Origin of the sequence: Nocardia sp. XZ_19_369 (genome assembly GCF_015355715.1) — a bacterium.
In the GTDB taxonomy this organism is placed as follows: Bacteria; Actinomycetota; Actinomycetes; order Mycobacteriales; family Mycobacteriaceae; genus Nocardia.
Genome location: NZ_JACVED010000009.1, coordinates 134,559 through 160,171 on the forward strand (window position 1 = coordinate 134,559; position 25,613 = coordinate 160,171).

Annotated in this window: 11 protein-coding genes; 1 reads left to right on the plus strand and 10 read right to left on the minus strand. The window is 69.1% G+C overall.

Annotation, left to right across the window (positions count from 1 at the left end):
• Positions 1-2 precede the first annotated feature (2 nt).
• The 7 genes from IBX18_RS31330 to IBX18_RS31360 are packed head-to-tail and all read right to left on the minus strand — an operon-like array spanning position 3 to position 20,471.
• On the minus strand, positions 3-962 hold the full coding sequence (locus tag IBX18_RS31330; protein WP_194837107.1) for a hypothetical protein: 960 nt from the start codon (positions 960-962) through the stop codon (positions 3-5).
• Entirely contained in the window at positions 959-2,725 is a 1,767-nt protein-coding gene (locus IBX18_RS31335) for a fatty acyl-AMP ligase (RefSeq protein WP_194837108.1), read from the minus strand. The genes IBX18_RS31330 and IBX18_RS31335 overlap by 4 nt, the downstream gene beginning before the upstream one ends.
• The gene (locus IBX18_RS31340; RefSeq protein WP_194837109.1) at positions 2,722-8,361 is read right to left on the minus strand and encodes a non-ribosomal peptide synthetase; all 5,640 of its coding nucleotides are present in this window, start codon (positions 8,359-8,361) and stop codon (positions 2,722-2,724) included. Before IBX18_RS31340 ends, IBX18_RS31335 begins: the two co-directional genes overlap by 4 nt.
• Entirely contained in the window at positions 8,354-11,323 is a 2,970-nt protein-coding gene (locus IBX18_RS31345) for a type I polyketide synthase (RefSeq protein ID WP_194837110.1), read from the minus strand. Before IBX18_RS31345 ends, IBX18_RS31340 begins: the two co-directional genes overlap by 8 nt.
• Positions 11,320-16,332: a condensation domain-containing protein gene (locus IBX18_RS31350; protein WP_194837111.1), complete on the minus strand. Its 5,013-nt coding sequence runs from the start codon at positions 16,330-16,332 to the stop codon at positions 11,320-11,322. Before IBX18_RS31350 ends, IBX18_RS31345 begins: the two co-directional genes overlap by 4 nt.
• Entirely contained in the window at positions 16,316-19,618 is a 3,303-nt protein-coding gene (locus IBX18_RS31355; RefSeq protein ID WP_194837112.1) for a type I polyketide synthase, read from the minus strand. Before IBX18_RS31355 ends, IBX18_RS31350 begins: the two co-directional genes overlap by 17 nt.
• 16 nt (positions 19,619-19,634) lie before the next feature.
• Positions 19,635-20,471, minus strand: a complete 837-nt coding sequence (locus tag IBX18_RS31360) for a type II CAAX prenyl endopeptidase Rce1 family protein (protein ID WP_194837113.1) — start codon at positions 20,469-20,471, stop codon at positions 19,635-19,637.
• Between the two features lie 637 nt (positions 20,472-21,108).
• Between IBX18_RS31360 and IBX18_RS31365 the strand changes: the two genes are divergently transcribed.
• A complete protein-coding gene (locus IBX18_RS31365) occupies positions 21,109-22,521 on the plus strand; it encodes an MDR family MFS transporter (protein WP_194837114.1) in 1,413 nt (470 codons plus the stop codon).
• A gap of 48 nt (positions 22,522-22,569) precedes the next feature.
• Here IBX18_RS31365 and IBX18_RS31370 read toward each other — a convergent pair whose 3' ends face one another.
• The 3 genes from IBX18_RS31370 to IBX18_RS31380 form a co-directional block, all read right to left on the minus strand.
• Positions 22,570-23,556, minus strand: coding sequence for an endonuclease/exonuclease/phosphatase family protein (locus tag IBX18_RS31370; RefSeq protein WP_194837115.1), 987 nt, complete (start codon positions 23,554-23,556; stop codon positions 22,570-22,572).
• A 971-nt stretch (positions 23,557-24,527) separates the two neighbouring features.
• Positions 24,528-25,280 (minus strand): hypothetical protein, encoded by a 753-nt coding sequence (locus IBX18_RS31375; RefSeq protein ID WP_194837116.1) that lies wholly within the window; start codon positions 25,278-25,280, stop codon positions 24,528-24,530.
• The gene (locus IBX18_RS31380) at positions 25,277-25,486 is read right to left on the minus strand and encodes a hypothetical protein (protein ID WP_194837117.1); all 210 of its coding nucleotides are present in this window, start codon (positions 25,484-25,486) and stop codon (positions 25,277-25,279) included. Before IBX18_RS31380 ends, IBX18_RS31375 begins: the two co-directional genes overlap by 4 nt.
• Positions 25,487-25,613: the final 127 nt, after the last annotated feature.

Consider the following 25,613-nt stretch of genomic DNA (forward strand, 5'->3'; position numbering starts at 1 on the left):
GGCTACTCCCCCTCCGTGCGGGGACGGTGCTCGAAGGCCAGGTGCTTGCCCTCGAATTCGGCCAGTGACAGCAACGTTTCGGCGATGTGCGCGGTGTGCACGGTGCGGCCCCCGGCGGCGCGCATCCTGGCGTGCATCAGCAGCGGCGGCAGTTTGCGCCATTGGGTGACCGCGCGTTCCCAGTGGTCGCGACCATCGGCATCGAGCAGCTCGGGATCGAGGTCGGCCGCCCACAGCAGCAGTTCGCGCTGGCGAAGGGCCTGCCACAGATCGTCCAGCTGCGTGAAATCGTCCGGTGTCGCGGCGAACTGGTAGCGGCTGGCCAGAGCCACCAGTGCGTCGCCGCCGACGAGACGGTCCTCGCGCGGCGACAGTGGCGCGACCGGATGGGATTCGAGCCACCGGTAGGTCCGGCCGGCATGAATCGCATTGGAACCGGCCATTGCTCGTTCCCGCAGCAGTGCGACGGTGTCGTCCGCGCCGAGTCCCACCGACCAGTCGCGCAGTTCCGCGGCCGAGAGCACCGGAACCCGTTGCCCGGCTTGCTTGCCGAGTTCGGTGGTCATCGTGAGCGGGTCTTCCACCACCCAGCCGTCGAGGGTCTCGACGATGGCCAGCCAGTGCGGGGCGTGCCAGCGCTGGTAGCCGTGCTGCCACGGCAGGTGGAAGATGTCGGCGAGCAGCACCGCCGAACCGTGCTCGGCCACTTGCTCTTCGAGCGCGTGGTAAGCCGTCGCCCAGTCGCCCGTGCCGTTCACCCGCAGGCCGAGCGCGGGCAGTGGCGGGGTGGCGTCGTGCTCGAACAGCAGCAGGTCGTCCTCGGCGGGGCTCACCGCGAGCGTCGGACCGCCCGCGAGCAGCGGCCGCCACCACCGGGTTTCGCCGCGGGCCACGAGCGCGCTGGCCAACGCCGCGGTGAAGCAGGTCAGCTTGTCGCCGTGCGGGGCGAGGGCGGTGGTCACTTGGCACCCGGCAGGCGGAGCGTGCCGTCGAGGTAGGCGGTGCGCGAGGCCGAACGCTGGATCTTGCCGCTCGACGTGCGCGGGATCGCGCCGGGGCCGAGCAGCACCACCTCGTGCACGCCGATGTCGTGAATGGTGAAGATGGCCTGGCGCACCGCGTTTCGCAGTTCCTGCGCGGTGGTTTCGTCGTCGGCGGGGATCCTGGCTTCGATGAGCACCACGATCTTCTCCTGCACACCGACCTCGACGGAGAACGCCGAGCAGCGACCGGGCAGCACCAGCGGATGTGCCTGCTCGGCGGCGTCCTCCAGGTCCGGTGGGTAGTAGTTGCGGCCGTCGATGATGATCAAGTCCTTGAGCCGGGTGGTCGGATAGACCTCGCCCTCGTGCAGGAAGCCGATGTCGCCGGTGCGCAGGTAGTACTTGCCGTCGCGCGGTGAGAGTTCGCCGCGGAAGGTGTGTTCGGTCTCCTCCGGCCGGTTGTAATACCCGGTGCAGACGGCCGGGCCCGCGACCCAGATCTCGCCGAGCCGGTCCTCGGGCAGCGGCTCCCTGGTCTCCGGATCCACGATCTGGATGGTGGTGCCCGGTGCCGCGGTACCGCCGCTGACGATGTCCGCGCCGTTCTGCGCGACCACCACCCGGCCCGAGGCGAGCGCGTCGCGGTCCACCGTCAGGGTCTGGACGCCGGACAGGGTTCGCCAGTTCACCGACACGATCAGGGTCGACTCGGCCAGCCCGTACCCGGCGATCAGGCTCGAGCGCGCCAGGCCGTGGTCGGCGAAGGCCGCATGGAACTTCTCGATGGTGCTCACCCGCACCGGCTCCGCGCCGGACAGGGCATACCGCCACCGGCTCAGGTCGATGCCTTCGAGCTCCTTCGGGCCGATACGTTCGGCGCACAGCTCGTAGCCGACGTTCGGCGAGGCCGCGAAGACCTGCGCGGGGTGGTCGCTGATCGCCTGCAGCCAGCGCTGCGGCCTGCGCAGGAACGACGTCGGCGACATCTGCACCACGCCATGGCCGTTGATGACCGGCATGATCACGCCGACCATCAGGCCCATGTCGTGGAACAACGGCAGCCAGCTGACGAAACCGACCTCCTCGTCGGCGGAAATGCCGACGTGGTACATCATTTCGTAGACCTGCCTGGCGTTGTCCAGCAGTCCGCGATGCGGCACCATCACGCCGGCGGGCGTGCGAGTGGAGCCGGACGTGTACTGCAGCAGGGCGATCTGCTCGCGGTCCACGAGGACGGGCTCCCAGTCGATCGCGAGCTTCTCGTCCACCTCGCCGGTGGTCACGATGAGGCGGGTGGTGTCGGTCGGCGAGTTGTCCAGCCAGGCAGTCACATTGGCCAGGGCACCGTCGGTGGTGACGAGGCAGGCCGGGTCGGCGTCGACACAGACCGCGTCGATGCGCCCGTTGGAATTGTGCGCGCTCGGCGGATACAGCGGCACCGCGATGATCCCGGCGTAGAGGCAGCCGAAGAACGCCTTCACGTACTCCAGGCCGGGCGGTAGCAGCAGCACCGCACGGTCGCCGGGGCGCGCGACCTGGAGCAGCGTGGCCGCGTATGACCGTGCCGCACGGTCGATCTCGGCGTAGGTGAGCGACTCGGTCTCGCCGTGCTGGGACGACGAATCCGGGTAGTGCAGGAAGCTGTACGCGACCCGGTCCGGTCGCCGCGCGGCCTGGTTCGTCAGCGCGCGCACCAACGTGTCGTACTCGAGCGCGCCCCCGGTGAGCAGTGTTGTGGTCATACTCCGACCTCCTGTGGTGACGGCGCGGCGAGGAAGCCGACCTTGCGGAAGTAATCCAGGTAGCGGATGAACAGGTCGCGGGAGACCGGCGGGCACTGCACGCCGACCCGATCCAGTGCGGTGACGGCCTGGTCTACGTCGAACTGGATCAGCGGGGTGAGCCCGCCGTTTGCACTCAGCAGGCTGAGCACGCTGAAGGCCGCCGATCCCGGGCCCGCGCTCGCGGCGTGCGCGGCGATCGCGTCACGCCACTGGTCGAGGGCGACCAGGCGCACCGGCCAGCCGCTTTCGCGCAGCCAGCCGATCGCGTCGGTGAAGCTGCACGGCTGCGGGTTGCGCAGGTGATAGATGCGCGTGCCCGGTTCGGGGTTTCGGGCCAGTTCCACCATGGCCGCGCCGGTGAAGTCGGCGGGTGCCAGGTCGACGGCGAAGTCCACCTCGGGCGCGAGACCCACCTCCTGGCTGGCCTTGACCAGCAGCCAGAAGAAGTCGCTGGTCTGGCAGGCGCCGGTGCGGCTGTCGCCGCCGATGCGGCCGAGCCGGAACACGCTCACCGGCAGACCGCGCTCGCCCGCCTCGGTCACCAGCCGTTCGGCCACCCACTTGCTCTGCAGATAACCGAGCGACAGCTGGGTGGGATCCTGGGCGGGCAGCGGTGCCGCGACCCGGCCGTCGACCGCGTCGCCGGGGCCGAGCACATACAGCGAGGACACGAAATGCAGTGGGGCGACACTGGTTCGGGCCAGCGTGATGAGCTCCTGGGTGCCCTGGATGTTGGCCGCCGCCAGCACCCGGTACGGCAGCGCGAAGTTGACCTGCGCGCCGTTGTGGTAGATCGCGTCGATGGTGCGGCCCAGCAGCAGGAACTGCTTCTCGGACAGCCCGAGTCGTGGCTCGGCCAGGTCGCCGAGGACCGGGATCACCCGGTCGAACGCCGCGCGGGGCAGCTCGTAGCTGTCGAAGGTGGCGGCCAGCCGCGCCAGCCCCTCTTCTTTACTGTCCGCCCGAACCAGGCAGTGCACGCGGGAGTCGGTGCGCGCCAGGAGTTCATGGAGCAGGAAGGCGCCGACGAAGCCGGTCGCGCCGGTGAGCAGCACCTCGCCCGTGCTGGGCGGCGTGGCGGTCCACGGTGCGGCGGGCCATGATTCGATCGCCGTGGCCACCTCGGCCTCGAGATCGATCGCTTCCGCCGCCGCGGCCTCCCCGGCGAGCAGAGCGACCACACCGGCCACGGTCGGCCGGGCGAACAGTGAGCCGAGCGGAATGTCTTCGCCGAAGGTTTGTTTCAGCCGCAGGATCAGCTGCGCCGCCAGCAGCGAGTGGCCGCCGAGGTCGAAGAAATTGTCTTCGCGGCCCACCCGCGGGATGCCGAGGACGTGGGCGAAGACGCCAGCGACCCGCTGTTCGAGCGGGGTGCGCGGCGGCTCGTACTCCAAGGTGTTGCGGCGCAAAACCGGGGCGGGCAGTGCGCGACGGTCCAGTTTTCCGTTGGTGGTCAACGGGAATTCGTCCAGCACGAGCACCGCGGCGGGCACCATGTGCTGCGGCAGTCGCCGTGCCAGGTGCGCCCGCACATCGACGACCAGGTCGTCACGTGCCTTGACGCGCAAGGGATCCGAGATGACCAGATCGTCCGGCCATTCGGCGTCCCGGGCCGCCGGGATGGACGGCAAGGCGACGTCCCAGCCGGTCACCACGACGTCGTAGCGGCCGCCGGGGCGGCGCAGTGCCTCGAAGCGGTACGGCAGCCGATCGGCGAGAGCCAGATAGTCCTCCGGGCTCACGCCACCGGAATCGGCGAGAGCGGCACGGATCTGGGCCGCACCGGCCCGGCCGCGCGGCAACTCGGCGACCACCGCCAATGGGCCGGCCACCCGTGCGTCGAGCACGTCGGCGATCAGCACCGCTGCGGGACGGTCGCGCTCGAGCAGGTCCGCCAGCTGCTGCGGCGTTGTCGTGGCGTCGAGCAGTTTCGGCCGCACCGGTAGTCCACGCTCGCCCGCGTACAGCACCGCGTCGTAGCGGAATCGGGACATCTCGTTGAGGTACTCGCCGCGCTTGAGCCGGATCCTGGAGCCGGTCAGCGTCGCATGCGCGGCCACGTAGTCCTCGAAATACTTTGGCGCGATCACCAATTCGGCATCCCGGTCGAGGGCGGCACGCACGGCGGGCGCGAGCTCGGCGGCACCGGCGGACGGCGCGTTGGTCGCCTCGACGGTCGCGTGGAACGACTCGCTGAGCGTGAGGTCGCGGACGTCGCCGACGAACAGCACGCCGTCGGGGGCGAGCAGGCCGGCCACCGAGTCCAGCACGCGGGTCAGATAGTCGGCGCTCGGGAAGTACTGCACCACCGAGTTGATCAGGATGACGTCGTAGGGGCCCGCGACGTCGTAGGGCAGTTCGTCGGCGGCACACTGGTCGAGCCGGACATGCTCGAGGTCCCGGTTGCCCGCGACGATCTTGGTCCGCACGTTCTCGACGGCCGAGGCGGAGACGTCGGTGGCGTCGTAGACCGCGCACTGCGGTGCGAGCCGAGACAGCAACAGGCCGGTGCCGCAGCCGATTTCGAGGACGCGCTGCGGTGCGAGCGTGCGCACCGCGGCGACGGTGGCCTCGACCCATTCCCGCATGTGCTCCTCGGGGATGGCGGCGTTGGTGTAGGAGTCGTTCCAGCCGGAGATATCGAAATCGGCGGCGCCGTCGTGGCCTTGGCGGTAGGTGCTGTTGAAGACGATCTGCCAGTTGGCGACCTGATCCTGTTCCGCGTCGGCCGCGTCGGCGGTCGCGTCGCCGGGGGTGAAATAGGCCACCAGGGAGAGGTTTCCGCCGGTGTCCTTGCGCGCCAGCACCACCGACTGGTCGACGCCGGAGTGCGCGGTGATCGCGGCCTCGATCTCGCCGAGTTCGATGCGGAAGCCACGCACCTTGACCTGCTGATCGATCCGGCCGAGGTATTCGAGATCGCCGTCGGCCCTGCGGCGGGCGAGATCACCGGTCCGGTAGACCCGGCGGCCGCCGAGCACCGGGCTTTCCACGAAACGTTCGGCGGTGAGGTCGTCGCGGTTCAGGTAGCCGCGCCCGACGCCGGGACCGGAGACGAGCATCTCCCCCGCCACACCGTCGGGCACCGGACGGCCCGCCGGATCGACGATCAGCACGCCCAGATCGGGCAGCGGGACACCGATCAGGCTGCCCGCCGCCGACACCACATCCGCGCGGGTGAGCTCGCGATAGGTGACGTGCACGGTCGTTTCGGTGATGCCGTACATGTTCACCAGTCGCGCGGACTCGCCGTAGCGGTCGAACCACGGTGTGAGCGTGGACAGATCGAGCGCTTCGCCACCGAAGATCACCCAGCGCACCGACAGTTCCGTGCTCGGTGCGTTCTCCAGCGCACGCAGCAGTTGGGTGAACGCCGACGGGGTCTGGTTGAGCACCGTGACCTGTTCGCGCGCAAGCAGTTCGGCGAACTCCGCGGTGGACCGGCTGACCGAGCCCGGCACCACGACCAGCCGGCCGCCGTAGAGCAGTGCGCCCCACATCTCCCAGACGGCGAAGTCGAAGGAGTACGAGTGGAACATCGTCCACACGTCCCGCGGGCCGAAGTCGTACCAGCGCCTGGTCGTGGCGAACAGGCGAACCACGTTGGCGTGCTCGATGACCACGCCCTTGGGGACGCCGGTCGAGCCCGACGTGTAGATCACGTAGCAGGGGTCGTGCGGTTCGGCCGTCGCCAACGGCAGATCGGGCACGATCTCGTCCGGTGACTGGTCGATGAGCAGCAGCTCGGGGTCCGATGCCGCCGCCGAGACCAGCGAGCTGTGGCTGATCACCAGTCGCGCACCGGAATCCGCGATCATGAACTCGATCCGGTCGGCCGGATACATCGGGTCCAGCGGCACATAGGCGGCACCGGCCCGCAGCACGGCGAGGATCGCGACGACCATCTCGGCGGACCGCTCGAGGTGGATGCCGACGAACGAGCCGCGGCCGACGCCACGGGCGCGCAGGCGCTGGGCCAGCCGATCGGCGGCGGCCGCCAGCTCGGCGTAGCTCAGTGCGCTGTCGCCGAAGGTGAGCGCGACCGCGTCGGGGGTCTGGTTCGCCTGCGCCGCGAAGAGTTCGTGCAGCGTCCGGGCGGGTTCGGTGGCGGGCTCGCTGGGCAGTGCCGCGGCCAGCGCGCGTTCCCGCTCGTCCGGCTCGAGGAAGTCCAGTTCCGGCAGTGCGGTGTCGGGCTCGGTGACCACGGCCGTCAGCAGGGTGACGAAGTGCCGGGCGATGGCGGCGACGGTGGGCTCGTCGTACAGGTCGACGTCGTATTCGAAGGCGCCGACGAGTTCCGCGCCGACCTGACGCAGCGTCACCAGCACGTCGAATTTGGTGGTGCCCGAATGGACTTCGACGTATTCGGCGCTGAGGCCGGGGATCGCGAGTTCCGGAAGCGCGGTGTTCTGGAGCACGACCGCCGTGCGGAACAGCGGCGAGTGGCTGAGTTCCCGATCGGGCCGCACATGCTCGACGACGAGGTCGAACGGCGCCTCCTGGTGGTCGAACGCGTCGAAGACGACGCGCTGTTCCCTGGCGAGCAGCTCACGGAACGTCGGCGCACCGGACAGATCCGTCCGCAGGGCGAGCGCGTTGACGAAGAACCCGATGAGCGGCTCGATCTCGGGCCGGTTGCGGCCCGCGATCGGTGTGCCGACGGTGATGTCCTCCGCGCCGGTGTAGTAGCGGAGCAGCGCTTTGAATCCCGCCATCAGCGCGATGAACAGGGTGGCGGGGCGATCGTTCACCCTGACCTCGTCGGCGAGGTGCCGCAGCCCGGACAGCACCGGCGCCGGGATGGTGAACAGCACTCTGGCGCCGCGGTTTTCCGGCTCGAGCGCGCGCGGGCGGTCGGGGTGGAAGGTGACCAGCGGCGGTTCGTCGCCGAGCACGCCGCGCCAGTAGTCGAGGTCGGCGCCGAACTTGTCCTGCTGCGCGAGATCCTGGAGCCACGTCGCGTAGTCCGGGTATTGCAGTGGCAGGGCGGGCAATTCGGGTTGGTGCCTGCCTGCGGTCAGATCGGCGTAGGCGGACATCAGTTCGGTGGCGAACACCCCGAGCGACCAGCCGTCGGAGATGATGTGGTGCATCGCGACCGCGAAGATCGAATCGTCCTCGCTCAACCGCACCAGCAGCACCTCGACCAGCTGACCGGACAGGTCGAACACCGTGCGGCTGAACTGCTCCACCTGCGCGATCGCATCGGCGAGCGGTCGTTCCGCATCGAGCTGCGCCGGGGACACCATGGTCATCGGCAGCGGCGCCACCGACCCGACCACCTGCACCGGAACGCCGTCGCGCACTTCGATGCTGGTGCGCAGCGACTCGTGCCGGGCCACCACCAGCGACAGCGCGCCCTGCAGGGCCGCGACGTCGAGGTGGCCGCGCAGGCGCAGCGCCAGTGGCATGGTGTAGGTCGCCCGATCCGGGAACAGCTGCTCCAGGAACCAGATTCGTTGCTGCGCGGCCGAAAGCGGCGCGGCGGCAGTGGGATCGGGACGGCGCGGGATACCGGCCCGCGGCGTGCCACCGGCGGCCCAGCGGCGCAGCAACGCGCGGCGCGACGCTCCCGAATCGACGAGTTCAGGCATTGTTGCTCCGTTCTTCGGCCGCCCCCGGCTGCTCGAGCAGTTGCTCGACCTCGCTGTCGGACAGTTCGTCCAACCGCTGCATCAGATGTGCGGCGATGGTGTCGGCCATCCCCGCGGCGGTCGGCGCGGCGAACAGCTCGCCGAGGGCGAGTTCCAACGGGAAGACGGCACGCAACTGGGTCGCCACGTGCACCGCCAGCAGCGAATCGCCGCCCGCCTCGAAGAAATTCGCGTCGTCGGCGATCTGCTCGACACCGAGCGCCGCGCACCAGACCGAGACGACCCGATTGCGCACCGAGACCACGAAGTCGTCCTCGTCGTCTGTCGCGGGGTCATCGCTTGTCACCGGCGCCGCCGGGGCGGGTCGCTCGGTGTCGAAGCGCCGGGTGGGTACTGCTTCCGGCGGGTCGACCCAATAGCGTTTCAGGGCAAACGGATACGTCGGCAAGCTGACGGTGGCCGGTGTCTCGCCGCCGTAGACGGCGTCGAAATCGACCGTGACACCGGACAACCAGAGTCGTGCCGCCGCGTCCACGATCGCGGTCTCGGCCGAGCCCGTGCCGAGGCTGCCGACCGCCGCCGCTGCTCGATCGGCCGTGCGCAGGAACGAGACCAGCGACTTACCCGGGCCGACCTCCAGCGCGACCGTCCCCTGGTTCCGGCCGACCAGGCCGACGGCGGCTTCCCGGAAGCGCACCGTGCTGGTCATCTGCCGGGCCCAGTAGGCGGGGTCCACCGCCTGTTCGGCGGTGATCGGCGCACCGGTGACGTTGGACCAGAACGGGACCTGCGGGGCCTGACGCGGCACGCCACGCACGAGCTCCGCGAAGCGGGCGGCGGCCTCGTCCATGAGCGGCGTGTGGAACGCGTGCCCGACGGGCAGCAGCGAGTTCGGCACACCCTCCTCCGACAGCTCACCGGCCAAACGGAACAGCGGCGCGGGTGCACCGGCCACGACGCAGCGCGTGGCGGAGTTGTCGGCGGCGAGCCACACGTCCTCCGGCAGGCGGGCGGCGATGACGTCCACGCCCTTGGAGACGGCGAGCATGCCGCCGGGCGGTGCCGCCGCCATGATCCGGCCCCGCTCGACCACCAGGGCCAGCGCGTCGGACAGCTCGAAGACGCCCGCGAGGGTGGCGCAGACCAGCTCGCCGAGGCTATGACCCAGCAGTTCCCGTGGTTCGGCGCCGAACTCGCGCCACATCCCGGCCAGCGCGTACTCGACCGCGAACAACGCGACCTGGGTCTGTTCGGTGCCGTCGCCGGTGCGTACCGCGGCCGCCAGGTCGAAGCCGGTGCGGTCGCGCAGGATGTCCGCGCATTCGCGGAATCGGTCGCCGAATTGCCGGACGGTCGCGGCGAGTTCGAGGACGGCGGTGCCGAGCGCGACGCCTTGGCCGGGGAACAGCCAGGCGAGTGTGGGAGACGGTATGGCCTCCCCCGCTGCGGGTTTGCCTAGTGCAGCTGCGGCCTCTGCGGTTGTGCTCGCCACGACTATGCGGCGATGTGGGAAGGTGCGGCGGCCGTGCGCCAAAGTGTGTGCGACGGAAGTGAGTTCCGCGTCGGTGCCGCGCAGGTGCTCGGCGAGCCGGGCAGCGGCGCGGTCGGCATCTCGGGCAGTGCGGCCCGAGATCAGCAGTGCGCGCGGTCCGAGTTGCACGGTGGCGGGCTTTGGCGTCGGTGGCTGTTCCACGATCACATGGGCGTTGGTGCCGCCGATGCCGAAGGCGCTGACGCCTGCCCGGCGCACGTCGTCGGACCAGGTCCGCAGTTCGGTGTTGACGAAGAACGGGCTTGCCGCGAAGTCTATTTCGGGATTCGGCCGGGTGTAGTGCAGGCTGGCCGGGATACGGCCCTCGCGCACGGCGAGCACCGCCTTGATGAACCCCGCCACGCCGCCCGCCGAATTGAGGTGGCCGACATTGGCTTTCACCGAGCCGAGCGCGCAGTACTGGGTCGCGTCGGTGTGCTCGCGATACGCCGCGCTCAACGCCGACACCTCGATGGGGTCGCCGAGTTTGGTTCCGGTGCCGTGCGCCTCGACGTAGCCGATGGTGTCGGCGCCGATTCCTGCCGCCGACAACGCCTCTCGGATGACCGCACGCTGGCCCGCGATGCCGGGCGCGGTGTAGCCGATCTTGTTGGCGCCGTCGTTGTTCACCGCGGAGCCCAGGATGACGGCGTGGATGTGGTCGCCGTCGGCGATCGCGTCGGCGAGCCGCTTGAGCACGACAACGCCCACGCCCGAACCGAAGACGGTGCCGCCCGCGTCGGCGTCGAACGCCCGGCAGTGACCGTCCGGGGAGAGGATCGACCCCTCCTCGTAGATGTACCCGGCCTCCTGCGGCACCTGCACGCTGGCGCCGCCCGCCAGCGCCACGTCGCACTGGAAGTCGAGCAGCGCCTGCGCGGCCTGGTGCACGGCGACCAGCGAGGTGGAACACGCCGTCTGCACGGCGACGCTCGGACCGGTCAGGTTCAGCTTGTAGGACACCTTGGTGGCCATGTAGTCGGAGGCGTTGCCGTGCAACGCGTGCAGCTGCGAGCTGGGGCTCTGGAACACGCTCGCGTGCCCGACCAGGTTGCGCAGCAGATAGGTGCTGATGCTCGCGCCCGCGAACACGCCGACCGGCGTGGGGTTTTCGGCCGCGATGTGCCCGGCGTCCTCCAGCGCCTCCCAGGCGCACAGCGTGAACAGGCGATGCTGCGGGTCGGTGAGTTGTGCTTCGCGCGGGGTCATTTCGAAGAACTCCGCGTCGAACTTGTCGGCGTCGGCGAGCAGCGCGCCCGCGTGCACGTAACCGGCGGGTGGGTCGGCGGGCATGGCCTCCGGCGCGAGCGGGCGCACCGATTCGCGGCCCTCGCACAGGTTGCGCCAATACTCGGTGACGGTGTCGGCGTCCGGGAATCGGCATGCCATGCCGATCACCGCGACCCGGAACTCGCTGTCGTCGTGGGTCATCGCTGGCTCCCAACGCTGTCGGGCCGGGTCTCGGTGGCCTGGCGGTGTGCCCGGCGGCGAGCGGCGGCCGCGCGCCGGTCCTGTCCCCGGTCCGTGTCGTCCTGCGGGGCCGTCCGGCCGGCCAGCGACTTCGCCAGCCCGTCGACGGTCGGTGCGGCGAACAGGTCGGTCATCGCCAGTTCCACGCCGAGGCGGCGCTCGAGCAGGCCACGCACCCTGGCCAGCGCCAGCGAATGACCGCCGAGGTCGAAGAAGTTCTGCCCGAGGCCGACCTCGCGGTCGAGCACCTGCGCCCACACCTCGGCGACGATCCGCTCCAGCTCGGTCCCCGGCGGAGTGAACACCGGTGCCGCGGCGGGGGCGATCTTCGGCAGTTTCGCGCGATCGAGCTTGCCGGTGAGGCCGCGCGGCAGGTTGTCGAGGACCATGTAGGCCGACGGAATCATGTAGTCCGGCAACCGAGTACGCAGGAACGCCGACAGCTCGAGGTAGTCGGGCTCCAGCGGGCCGTCCTGGGTGAGGTAGGCGACCAGCCGCGGCACGTCGGCCGCGGTGTCCAGCACCACCGCCGCCTCGCCGACCGTCGAGTGCGACCGCAGGAACGTCTCGGCTTCGCCCGGCTCCACCCGGTGGCCGCGAATCTTGACCTGCCGGTCCTTGCGGCCGACGAACACCAGCGTGCCGTCGGGCAGCCGCCGCGCCAGGTCGCCGGTCCGGTAGTACGGAATGCCGCTAGGGCCGGTGCCGAACACCTTCTCGGTGAGTTCCGGCCGGTGCCAGTAGCCGATGGCCACGTGTGAGCTGCGCAGCGCGATCTCGCCGTAAACCTCGGTGGGGCGGCCACTTCCGTCGACCAGCTCCACCTCGACGCCCTCGACCGGGTGCCCGATCGGCACCCCGGCGCGGTCCGCGTCCTCGGGAGTGATGATGTGCTGCAACGCGACCGAGCATTCGGACGGCCCGTACAGGCTCACCAGTCGGCAGGCCGGTGCGAAGTGCTTGCCGAAGTCGACGACGTCGCCGCGGACCACCTCCTCGCCACCGAGCGCTACCAATCGGAGCTGGGCGGGTACCCACGGCCCGTCGGTGTCGCTGAGCAGGTAGCGGAAAAGTGTTGGGGTGCAGTGCAGCACGGTGACCTCGGCGCGTTCGATCTCCTCGCGCAGGCCCGCGGGGCTGAACAGATGCGGGTCGATCACGTACAGCTCGGCCCCCGCCACCGCGGCCCCGAACGAGTTCAGCACGCCCGCGTCGAAGGTGTAGCGGGCAGGCGCGGCCACGACGTCGTCGGGTCCGATGCGTAGTCGCCGCGCGTAGGTGACCGCGTGGGCCAGCGCGTTGCCGCGGCTCTGCGCCACACCTTTCGGGCGGCCGGTCGAGCCGGACGTGTGCAGGATGTAGGCGAGGTCGTCGGTACTGATGTGGGATTTCGCCCAGGTCGACAGGTCGTTGGTGAGGATTGCGCTGACGGCCGGGTCCGGTTCGGCACGCCCGGAGACCGGGAAGACGTGCGCCCCACCGGCGATCGAACGGCCCAGCTCCGCCAGCGACGGATCGCACAGCAGCGCGGAGACGTCGGCCTCCTCCATGATCTCGATCAGCCGGGCCTGCGGCGCGCGCGGGTCGAGGGGGACGTAGGCGACGCCTGCGCGCAAGGCCGCCCAGACCGCGACGAAACTCTCCGGCGTGTGGTCGTAGAGCAGCGCGACGCGGCTGCCGTCGAGGCCTGCGCCGATGAGTTTCTTGGCGATGACCGCGGTGATCGCGTCGAGCTCGGCGAAACTCGTGCTGCGCTCCCCCGCACGCAAGGCCGGTGCGCTGCCGCGCAGGTCGATCACGGTGTCCAGCCGGTCGATCAACAGCTCGTCCGGCACCGCCTCGGGCACCATCGCGGTACCCGGCAGTGCCCAGACCGCCTCGGCGGCAACCTCGTCCGGGTCCTCGAGGCCGATCTCACCGACGCGCTGATCGGGTTCCGCCACGATGCTGGCGAGGGCCGTCGCGTAATGCCGCAGTGCCCGAACGGCAGTCGGTGCGTCGTAGAGGTCGGCGCTGTATTCCAGGGTCAGCTTGGTCGGGCCGTCGGTCTCGTCGACGGTGAGGTCGAAGTCCATCTTGGCCGTCGTGCGGGGCGCGTCGACGAGTTCGACGTCGAGGTCGGCCATATCGAGGGATGGTGGCGGCGTGTTCAAGTAGTTGAACATGACCTGGGCCAGCGGGGTGCGGCTCATGTCCCTGGTCGGCACCATCGCCTCGATGACCTTCTCGAACGGCAAGTCCTGGTTGGCATGTGCGGACAGGACCGTCTTGCCGACGCGCGCCACCAGCACGGTGAAGGTCTCCTCCGGGTCGATCTCAGTCCGCAGGGCCAGGGTGTTGAGGAAGCAGCCGACCAATGGTTCGACGGCCGACCGGGTGCGCCCGGCGATCGGCGAGGCCACGATCAGATCCTGTTGGCGGGTATACCGATTCAGCATCGTGTAGAAGGCGGCGAGCAGCACGGCGAAGGTGGTGACGCCGCTGCGGGCCGCGAGCGCCCGGACCTCGGCCATCACCTGCGGGTCGACGGGGAGCCGCTCGACCGCGCCGCGGGAGGTGCGGCGGGCCGGACGTGGCCGGTCGCCGGGGATCTCGGTGACGGTCGGATCGGCCAGTTCGGTCCGCCAGAACTCCAGTTGCCCGTCGAGCCGGTCGGCATTGCCGCGCTGCCAGGCCGCGTAGTCCGCGTACTGCACCACCAAGGGCGGCAGCGGTGCGGCCACGCCGGCGACCTCTGCGCGGTAATGTGCCGAAACTTCTTGGCTCAGTACGGCAACGGACCAGCCGTCACACACGATGTGATGCAGCGCGATGGCCAGCAGGTATTCGTTCGGGGCCGACCTGATCAGGTGGTAGCGCCAGACCGGGCCTTCGGCCAGATCGAACGGGGCACGGTAGATGCTCGCCGCGAGCTCGGTCTCGGCGTCGCCGCGCTGCTCGGGTGGCAAGGTGCTGAGATCCGTGAACTCCAGCGGCCGTGGCGAATACGGGCGGATCGCCTGACGCAGCTGACCGTCCTCGGTGGTCCGGTACACGCTGCGCAGCACCTCGTGCCGCTGCTCCACCAGCGCCAGCGCCTTCTCCACCGCGGCGACATCGAGCTCGCCGCGCAGCCGCAGGCCGCCCGGCATGATGTAGGTGGCGTTGCCGGGGTCCAGGGTCTCCAGGAACCACAGGCGCTCCTGGGCGTAGGACACCGCGAGCAGTTCGCCGTCGATGCGCGGCGCGGCTTGCAGCGGGGGCAGCGAATCCTGTTCCGCGGACGCCGATTCGATCAGCCGGGCGGCCGTCACGATCGTCGGGCTCTCGAAGAGCTCGCGTAGCGAGACACTTACGCCGAACTCGTCGAGGATCTGCGAGATCACCCGGGTTGCCGCGAGGGACGTGCCGCCGAGCAGGAAGAAGTCGTCGTGGCGGCCGATGTCGGTGCGCTCCAACGCCTGTGCCCAGAGGGCAGCGAGACGAGTCTCCCGCTCGCCGATGGGGGCCTCGTAGGCGATTTCTGTGGAGTCGGCCGAATCCGGTTCGGCCGCTTCGTCGTTCATCGTGTACTCGCGCACCGGCAGTGCGGCAAGGAGGTCATCGACCGGCGTCTCCGGTGCGGTGGCGGCCGCGGCGGCGAGGGTCAGGAAGTCCTGGGCCAGGTCGGCTGCCGCGTTCGCATTGAGCAGCTTCGCGTTATAGGTGAGGTGACAGACCAGCTCCGAGCCGGTCTCGGCGACGTGCATGACCAGGTCGTAGAGGGTGGCGCCGGTGTCGATGGTGTGCCATTCGACGGTCAGGCCCCACTCGCTCAGGTCGGGGCGCTCCAACACCTGCTGCACGAACAGCGTCTGAAAGACCGGGCTGTAGGCGGGATCCCACGGTCCGCCGACGGCCTCGACGATTTGCTCGAACGGGACGGTCTCGTCGTCATAGGCCGCCATCGCGGTGTCGCGGGTGCGGTGCAGCAGGTCGCGGAAGGTCTGTCCGGTCGCGAAGTCGGCGCGGATCGGGACGGTATTGACGAAGTGCCCGATGGTTTTCGCGAGCTCGGCGTACGGGCGGGCGGCCATCGGGATGCCGACGCAGAAGTCACGCTGGCCGGTGCGCTGCGCCAAAGCCAGTTCGTAGCAGGCCAACAGGAACACGAACGGCGGCACGCCGTTGGCCGCCGCACAGGCGCGGACCGCCTCGGTCACCTCGCGGGGGAACGAAGTCTCTACCCGCGCACCGGTGTTCCCTACGCGCCGCGGACGGCGACCGAGGGACAGATCCAGCGGCGGGGCGCCACGCAACAGCGCGGCCCGGCGTTCGACCGCCGCCGCTTGCGTTGCGGGCGCGGCATGTTCGGCGCTCCACACGGCGTAGTCGGCGTACTGACGCGGCGGGACCGGCAGGATGCTCGCCGCGTCGTGCCGGGCGGCGCCGTAGGCCGCCCACAGCTGATCGATCAGCAGCGCGATCGACAATCCGTCCAGCACAAGGTGGTGCGCGACGACCGCGAGGATCCACTCCTGCTCGGCCAGCCGGATCAGCGCCCACCGCACCGGCGGCCGGGCCGCCAGGTCGAACGGGGCGACTGCGAGGGATTCGAGCAGCTGATCGACCGCCGCCGCGCGCGCCTTCGCGGGTACCAAGCGCAAGTCGGGCGTCTGCCAGTCGGCGCCCGTGGCCTCGACGACCTCGGCCCGCAAGCCCTCCGGCGTCTCCTTGAAGACCGTGCGGAAGGCATGCTGCTGGTGGGTCACCGCGTCGGCGGCCGCGTGCAGTGCCGCGACATCGAGCGGTCCGGTGATCCGAATGCCCAGCGGCACATGGTAGATCGCGGCGTGACCGGCCAGCTGCTCGTGCAGCCAGATGCCACGCTGTGCGGGCGTCACCGGGAACGGCCCCGCGCCTTCGCGCAGCGGGACGGTGGTGGTCGAGATGCCCGCGGCGCGGCGTTCCCGCAGGCGCGCCAGCGCCAGGCTGCTAGCCGGTGAGTTCATGATCGCTCTCCAAAAGGGCGGCATCGGCCTGTTCGACCATCAGCTCCTCCAGCGCCGCGGCCACCTGGGCCACGGTCGGCTCCTGCAACATGCGCCGGAGCGCGAACTCGATCTCGAAGAGTTCGCGGAGTCTGCGGACGAACTGGGTGGCGGCCAGCGAATGCCCGCCGATGCGGAAGAAGTTCTCGAACACGCCGACCTGCTCCAGGCCGAGCAGCTCGGCCCACATCTCGGCGACCACCTGCTCGTATTCGGTACGCGGCGCGACATAGTCGACGTCGGCGGTGAACAGATCCGTCGTCGCACGCGACACCGGGGCGGCTTCGACACTCGGCACGCCGCCGACGATCCGGTACGACTTGCGCTCGAACGGATACAACGGCAACCGGGCCTGCGGTCGCTTCGCCGCGTCCACGCCGGCCCAGCGCACCTCGTGCCCGCGGACATGCAGTTCGCCGAGGGCGGCCAGCATTACCGAGAGGTCGTCTACGTCGCGGACCAGCGACGGCACTGCGACCCCGGCCCGGTCATGATGGCGGAGCAGGCTTTTCAGCATGCCGTTGAGCGCCGGATGCGGGCCGATCTCGATAAACGAGCCGACGTTGGCGTCGATCATCGCGCCCACCGCCTCCGCGAACTGCACCGGGCGCACCACCTGGTCGGTCCAGTAGAGGCCGTTCAGTTGCGCGCCGTCGACCCGGCCGCCGGTGACGGTCGAGAAGAACGGGATGCTGCCCGCACGGGGCTGGATGCACGGCATGTCGGCCGCGAATTCCGGCAGGCAGTCGCGCATCAGCGGCGAATGGAAGGCGTAGCGGCCGGGCAGGCGGCGGGTCATCACCTGCTCGCCGTCCAGGCGGGCCAGGAAGCCGTCGACGGCACTGGTGTTGCCCGAGATCAGCGTCCACTTCGGTCCGTTGGTGCCGGCGAGGTAGACCCGTTGCGGCAGTTCGAGTTCCGCGGCGGGCAGGTTCACCACGGCCATGCAGCCGTTGTCGCGCAGGCGCGCAGTAGCTTTGGCACGAGCCGCGATGATCTGTGCTGCGGTACGCAGATCGATCGCGCCGCTGACGTGTGCGGCGGCGACCTCACCGACGCTGTGTCCCACCACGGCGGCGGGGGTGATGCCCCACGACTGCCACAGCGCCGCAAGGGCGACCTGGAGGGCGAACAGCACCGGCTGCGCCGTACCGGTGTCGGCGAGGACCTCCTCGTCCCGGCCCCGGTCCAGCACGGCGAAGGTGGACCAGCCGAGCTCGACGCGCAACTCGCGATCGACCGCGAGCAGGGCGTCACGGAATACCGGCTGGTGCCTGATCAGCTTGCGGCCCATACCGACCCACTGGTTGCCCTGGCCGGTGAAGACGAAGCCCACCTTGCCCGGCCCACTGCGCGGCACCCGGCCCGCGGCGGCGCCGAGCGGCAGCGAACCGCCGGAGATGGCGGTGAGCTGCTCGGCCAGGTCCGCGTGGTCGCGCGCGGCAACGGCCACCCGGAACGGATGCTGGGCCCGGCGCGCGGTCGAGGTCTGTGCGAGTTCGGCGATCGGCGCTGCCGTGCCGTCGCGCAGCATGTCGATCCAGCTGTCGACCAGGTCGAGCGTCGACTGCTCGCTGCGGCCGGAAATGCTGACCAGGTATGGCTTTTCGGTTGCCGCGGGGCGTGCCGCCGGTGCGGGTGGGCCGGTCAGGACGGCGTGCGCGTTGGTGCCGCCGAAGCCGAAGGAGCTCACGCCGGCCAGCGCGCGGCCGCTGCGGTGCGGCCAATCCTGGTTCGCCGCAGGCACGTCGAACGGCAGATCGTCGAAAGCGATGTGCTTGCTCGGCGATTCGAAGTTCAGGTTCGCGGGCACCTGCCCGTGGTGCAACGCCAGGGCGGTCTTCACCAGCCCGGTGATGCCCGCGGCGGCCTCCAGGTGGCCGACCACCGTCTTGGCCGAGCCGACGAGGAATTTGTCTTCGCTCCTGCGGTTTTCGGCGAAGACGGCGCCCAGTGCGCGGGCTTCGATGGCGTCGCCGAGGATCGTGCCGGTGCCGTGCGCCTCGATGTACTGCACGTCGCCGGGGTGCACACCGGCCCGCCGATAGGCGCGGCGCAGCACGTCGACCTGGGACTGGTAGCTGGGGGCGGTCAGCCCGTTGGTACGGCCGTCCTGGTTTATCGCCGAGCCGAGCAGCACCGCGTATACGCGATCGCCGTCCTGCTCGGCTTGCGCCAGTGGCTTCAGTACGACCGCGGCGCTGCCCTCGCCGCGGACGTATCCGTCGGCGCGCTCGTCGAAGGTCTTGCATCGCCCGTCGGCGGCCATCATGCCCGCGTCGGCCAGCGACTCGGTGACCCGCGGGTCGAGGGTCATGTTCACGCCGCCGACCACGGCGACCTCGCAGTCGCCGTCGTGCAGGCTGCGCAGCGCCATGTGCAGGGCGACCAGCGACGACGAGCAGGCAGTGTCCACGCTGACGCTCGGTCCGCGCAGGTCGTAGAGGTAGGACAGGCGGTTTGCCGCGATGCTGCTGGCATTGCCGGTGACGGCGGCGATCGGCATCCCGGACTCGGCTGCCTCGCCCATGCCCCGGGCATAGTCGCCCGCGGTGATGCCCACGAAGGTGCCGGTCGAGGTGCCGGCCAGCCGTTCTACCGGCACGCCCGCGTCCTCGAAGGCGTCGGCCACGGTCTCGGCCAGCAGGCGATGCTGCGGATCCATCGCAGCGGCCTCGGCGTCACCGATGCCGAAGTAGTTGGCGTCGAACGCGTACGGGTCCGCCAGGAACGCGCCGAACCAGGCGCGGCGGCGCTCGCCACGCGCGCCGCCGGACGGCGGCCAGTCATGCCTGGCGTCCGGCGCCTCGCCCACCAATTCCCGGCCGTGCCAGAGGGTTTCCCACAACTGCTCAGGGCCGCGCAGTCCGGGGAACGAGCAACCGATGCCGATGATGGCCACCGGCTCCTGCGCCGTGTTGTCCCGCACCGGGCGCCCCCCGACTTCGGGCTCCCGATCCCGGGCATCCGGCACTACCGGTTCGGTGCTGTCCTGCGCCGCCGCGAGCCCCTCGGCCAGGGCGTGCACGGTCGGATACTCCCAGGGCAGATCCGGCGGGAGTGGTTTACCCATCCAGGTGGAAATCTTGCCCACGAATACCAACGCCACCGCCGAGGTGAGCCCGAAACTCGCGAAAGGCTCACTCAGCGCGACGTCATCGGTGGCAATATCGAGCAGATCGCCTAGCGTTTCGGTAAGAAATAAACTGATCTCGTCGGCCGTCCGACGGGCCATTTCTGCAGACATCTAAGCACTATCCCTACTACGTAGAAACAGAAGTACGTGGCTCGACTGAATTTTCAGTATTGTCCGCGACGGCGGGGACATTGTGGTCACTCAGGGTTTTCCCGGGAATTTCGGACAATCCACGCGCGGCCAGATTCCGGCGAGCCTGGGCCAGCGGGAATGCCAGCACGCGCAGGTCGTGGAAGAGCTTCACCGCGATGGTCGGCCAGATCGCGCCGGTCAATTTGTAGGTGAGCGCCAGCGCGACACCACCGAATATCACCTGGGCGGAGACGGCCGGACGGAATCCGTGCCGCAGACCATCGATGACGCCACCGGCAACGATGATCAGGATCCAGAACGGCAGGTCCGGCCAGAGCAGCGCGACCGCGTAGATGGTGAAGCCGCGGTAGACGACCTCCTCGGCGGGCGTGCTGAAGGAGTTCGCCAGCCACCAGAACCGCTCGATGGAGGTCTCCGGCGTGATGAAGACGACGTACTCGATCTTGCTCGCGATCCAGTCCTTGCCGCGCTGCCCGCCGAGCAGCGGAATCAGCACGGGGCCAAACAGATACGACACGTAGATGGTGACGATCGCGAGGCTGATGATCTTCTCCGCGAGCGAGAAGCCGCGGAACACGCTGAAGTCGAAGTGGGTCAGCCCGAGCTCGTGCACCGAGGTGCCGCTCACCGCGAACGCCACCAGGATGACCGCCAGCGTGGCCCAGGTGCGGAAGACGCCGCCCTGATACAGGCGCACGCGCGCGTCGGATCGCACACCGAATTCGCGCGTGAAGACGCGGACCGAGAATATCTCGAAGAATGGCTCCGCGAAGACGAGATAGACAAGCAGAATTATGCAGAAGATTTCCATCGGGAGGCCCCGTTCACTATCCGGTCGGGTCGGTATCTAGATTGAATGGATTGGGGTCGTCCGCGCCCTCACGCTTAGGACAACGATTCATTTCGACGCTGAGGAAACATCAGTGAAATGCTCAACTGCCCGAGCCTTAACACCACCTACCTACAGCGTCGTCCTGAACACATCGGCAGACAGTACAACCGTACTGAGATGACTGTCTACAGCTTCCACCTGGAAGCGCATGTGAGCTGAGACACCGGATTTATACGGAGTAAGGACCTCCGCATGCGGCGGGGGCGGAACGTCCTATTCGCGCCGTTTTTTCGCCCGATTTCACCTGGTCGGACAAACGTCGTTAACCATTTACCGCAGTGCATTCAACTACCGGCAACATTCGGCGCGGTTCAGCGGAACGTCGGGTAACGTCAATTTGATTGCTAATTGTTTGCCGGAGATGTGCGGTAGTCCAACTCCCTATGTACGGCAGTCCAACATCGCCGGTCTCGGCCGCACGGTGTTCACTGTCGGCTTCCTCCGCCTTCCCGTCGCGCGCCGGTCCCGAGGGGTGGGAAAATTCCAGGCGGGAATAGCTGACATCGCGATACGTTCGTGATGATGGTTAGTCGAACAAACGAAAGGGGCCGCGCGCGTGGCGACCGAGACCGTGGCATCGTCCGTCGGCTTCCGATCGGAGCGGGGTGCCATCCTCGGCGCGCTGATGCTGTCGACCGGGCTGGTGGCGTTGGATTCCACCATCATCGCCACCGCGGTGCTGACCATCACCAGCACGCTCGGCGGCTTCGCCCAGTTCCCGTGGCTCTTCTCCATCTATCTGCTGGCGCAGGCGGTCACCGTGCCGATCTACGGCAAGCTCGCCGACACGGTCGGGCGTAAGCCGGTCCTGATGTTCGGAATCGCGGTGTTCGCGCTCGGCTCACTGCTGTGCGGGCTGGCGACCAGCATGCTCGGGTTGATCATCTTCCGGGCGGTGCAGGGCATCGGCGCCGGTGCGATCCAGCCGATGACGATGACCATCGCGAGTGACCTCTACACGCTGACCGAGCGGGCGAAGGTGCAGGGTTACCTGGCGAGCGTGTGGGCCATGTCGTCGGTGGCCGGGCCGCTGCTCGGCGGCGTTTTCGCGGATTACCTCAGCTGGCGCTGGATCTTCCTGATCAACCTGCCGCTCTCGGCGGTGGCCGCGTGGATGCTGCTGCGCAAGTTCACCGAGAGCGCGCCGCGCCGCAAGCAACAGGTGGACTATCTCGGTGCCGCGCTGTTGACGATCGGCGCGGGTGCGCTGATCCTCGGGTTGCTCGAGGGTGGACAGGCCTGGGCTTGGGACTCCCCCGCGAGCATCGGCATCTTCGCCGGCGGGGCGGTGCTGCTCGTACTGTTCGGTCTGGTCGAGCGGCGGGCGGCCAATCCCATTCTGCCGCTGTGGGTGTTCACCCGGCGGGTGGTCATCGCGAGCAGCCTGGTCTCGGTGCTGGTCGGGGCCATCCTGGTCGGATTGACCACGTACGTACCGACTTTCACGCAGGGCGTGCTCGGCACCGGTGCGCTGGTCGCCGGACTCACCGTCGGTGCGCTCACCCTCGGCTGGCCGATCGCCGCGTCCCAGGCGGGAAAGGTGTACCTGCGCATCGGATTCCGGTCGACCGCGCTGATCGGCAGTGGACTCGCGACCATCGGTGCCGCGACCACGCTGCTGATCACCGAGGATTCGACGCTGTGGCAGGTTGCCGGGTCGTGTTTCGTGATCGGCGTCGGGATGGGTCTGGTCGCAACGCCCACCCTCATCGCGGCGCAGACGAGCGCGGACTGGACCGAGCGCGGTGTGGTGACCTCGGCCAATATGTTCGCGCGGTCGATCGGTAGTGCGGTGGGTGTCGCGGTCTTCGGGGCGATCGTGAACGCGCGGGTCGGCGACACCGATCATCCGGTGCCCGCGATCCTGTCGTCGGCGGTGCATCTGGTCTTCATCACGGTGGCGGTGATGGCGGGGGTGATGGTGCTGGCTGCGGCGTGTATGCCGGGCCGGAAGACCGTCGTCAGCTAGACCCGGTGTCGAAGTCCGGCCGGATAGGACTTCGACGCAAGGCCTTCGTCAGGCGAACTCGAAGGTCGCGACGATCGGTGCGTGGTCGGATTCGGGGAACTTCTTGTCCGTCGCGAAGTCGGCGGACTCGTCGTGCAGCAGTTCGTTGTGGATCTCCGTGCCGCGGTAGTGGGCGAGCAGATTGCGGGTGACCAGCAGATGGTCCAGCATGTAGCCGGTGCCGTGGTGGAACAGCGAGTAGCGCGCGGATTCGGGGATGGTGTTCTCCAGCGGTACCAGCACGCGGCCGGCCAGCGCGCCGTTGCCGGTGTCCTCGACATTGCCGAGGATCGCGACCAGCGGCACCTCGTCGGTGGTGGAGTTGAAGTCACCGGCCACCACGATGCGGGCGTCCGGGTCCTGGTCGAGGATCTGGTCGACCAAGCGCCGGACCTCTACGGCCTGGCTCATTCGTTTCATGTCGGACAGGAACGACCCCTCGGCCGCCGCGCCCGCGTCGCGCCAGGTGAAGCGGTCGAGCTTCTGGCCTGCGATATCGGTGGGCAGTTTCGACTTCAGGTGGACCACGATCACGTGCAGCGGAGCGCCGAGCAGGTCGAGTTGCACGTGCAGGATCGGGCGTTCGATGCCGATCGACTGTGGTTGCAGCGCAGGGGGATTCGCGGTCAGCACCTGGTAGACCGGCGCGGCGACGAGATCGTTGAGCAGTTGGGCGCGGGCGGTGACCGGCAGGGAGGTGACCACCGCGAGGTTGCGTTCGTCGAACACCTCGCCGTTCGCCTTCTCCGTCGAGACGACATTGCGGCCGGCCAGTGCGGTGCCCTGGAGCAGTTCGGCCAGGGCCAGCAGCGATCGAGGTTGTCCGGGGCGCTCCTGGCCGTTCACCTCCTGCAAGCACAGGACGTCGGCGCGGAGGCGGTCGATCTGCGGGCGCATCACAGCGATGCGGTCGGCGAGGGTCGGCTCGAACGGGGTGGGGTTCGGCGTCTCGTCGAAGTTCTCCAGATTGAACGTCGCTATACGAACGGTGACCATGGCACACATCCTCATCAGGCCCCGACGATTCCAACAGCTCTATTCTCGTACTGCTTGGCGGGCGGAGCGTACGTAGTCGACTACCTGAAAATCCGCGCTCTCAGTGGGTTCATGATCAACGGTACCTAGTGGTGGCGGAATGCGAGTGGTGCCGCCCTGACCCGCACCGCTTCGCGCGACAGCCGCACCGTTTCGCGGGATCCGCACCATTTCGCGCGACAGCCGAACCATTTTTCGGGGCCCGCACCATTTTTCGGGGCCCGCACTGTCTCTCGGGACTTGCACCGGCTCTGGGGGCCCGCAATCGGTGCGGATCCCGAGAGTCAGTGCGGATCCCGAGAAGGGGCGCGGACTCCGGCGGTGTGGTTGGGGATGGGCCGGGTTACGTGGGGCGGCGGTCGGCGATTTCCGCTGGGTCCGCCCTGACCCGCACCGCTTCGCCCGTCAGCCGCACCGTTTCCCCGGGTCCGCACCGACTCTCGGGACCTGCGCCGACTCTGGTTCCCGGACGTAGTCGCGGAGAACTACGAGTGAGTCCGCCGTCATGTCCCGCACGAAGCAGGGTTGGGCGGCCTGCGGGACATAGTGGTGGACAAGTGCGAGTGGAGCCGCCGTCATGTCCCGCTCGGTGCGGTGCCGGGTCGCTCGTGGGACGTGGCGGCGGCGTGCGGGTGGGGTGCTGTCATGGCCGGTCGGTGCAGATCTCGAGAAGGGGTGCTGATCCGAGAAGGGTGCGCCAGTTTGGGGGTTTGGGGTATGTGGGGCGGCGGTCGGCGATTTCCGCTGGGGTCGCCCTGTCTCGCACCGCTTCGCCCAACAGCCGCACCGTTTCTCCGGGTCCGCACTGACTCTCGGGACTTGCACCGACTCTGGGGGCCCGCAACCGGTGCGGATCCCGAGAGTCAGTGCGGATCCCGAGAAGGGGTGCGGACTCCGGCGGCCGCCGGGGGTGTGGTTGGGGATGGGCCGGGTTACGTGGGGCGGGCGTCGGCGATTTCGGTGAGGGCACGGTCGCGGAGGTCGGGTGGGAGTTGGTCGGCTGCGGCGCGGACCGTGGCGAGGGCTGGGTCGGGCAGGCCGTCGAGGGTGCTGCGGTATTCGTCCCATAAATCGTGTTCGGCGGCGGCGCGGAGCATTTCGGCCAGCTTTGTTTCGGAGACCAAGGCGACCAGGCGTGCCAGGTGTTCGGCGTCGTCGACGAGGTAAGCGGCGTGCAGCAGGGCGGTGCCGTCGAGGGCGGCTTGGGCGGCGCGGGCGGCGTCGTCGGAGATGACAGCCATCAGGTCGCCGAGGGTGATCCAATCTTGGCGGCGGGCAAGGAGTTTGCCGACGGCGACGATGGTGTCCGTCGGTAGGTCGGCGATGAGGTAGGCGGAGCGGCGCGCGTCGAGCAGTGGTGCGACCTCGGCGAGGAAGTCGACCGGCAGACGCTTGGCCACGTCGACCGCGTGCGACGGCTCCAGTACTGCCGCCATGCGCGCCGCGAGCAGCGCGTTGCGGTTGCGAGCGACCAGCTTGGCGATGATCTGGGCGGGGATCACCTTGGCCGCGGCAGCAACCTTGCGCAGCCCGCCGGATTGGCTTTCGAACAGCAGGTCGGCGATCTGGAAACGGAAGTCTCTGAGATCCGTCGCGGGGACGTCGGCGAGATAATCGAGCCGGTCGACGGGCACGCCGAGCGTCCGGGCAAGCTTGGTCAGCTGAGCGCCCGCCACATCGGTCACAGCCCCGCCGCCTTCTTGACCGCACCACGCAGAAACCGCGGCACGAAATCCAGCAGCGAGTACGCGGCGGTTTCCAAGTCGGTCGCCTGCTTACGCCTGGCCTCCACCACCACCGTGGCAAGTGCGGCCTGCACCTCCGGCGCCAGCCCAGCGATCCCCGCGGGCAGTTCGCCCGGCACCAACTCCGCCAACGTCTTAGTTGTCATGCTTCTACCTCCGCCGCTCGACCCAGCACCGAATCGCCCCCGACCACCCTTCCTGGCGCCCGGCCTCGTTGCACGCAACGCTACTGTGCCGACAGCCTGCCCGCCGCGCGCAAAGCCATGATCACAA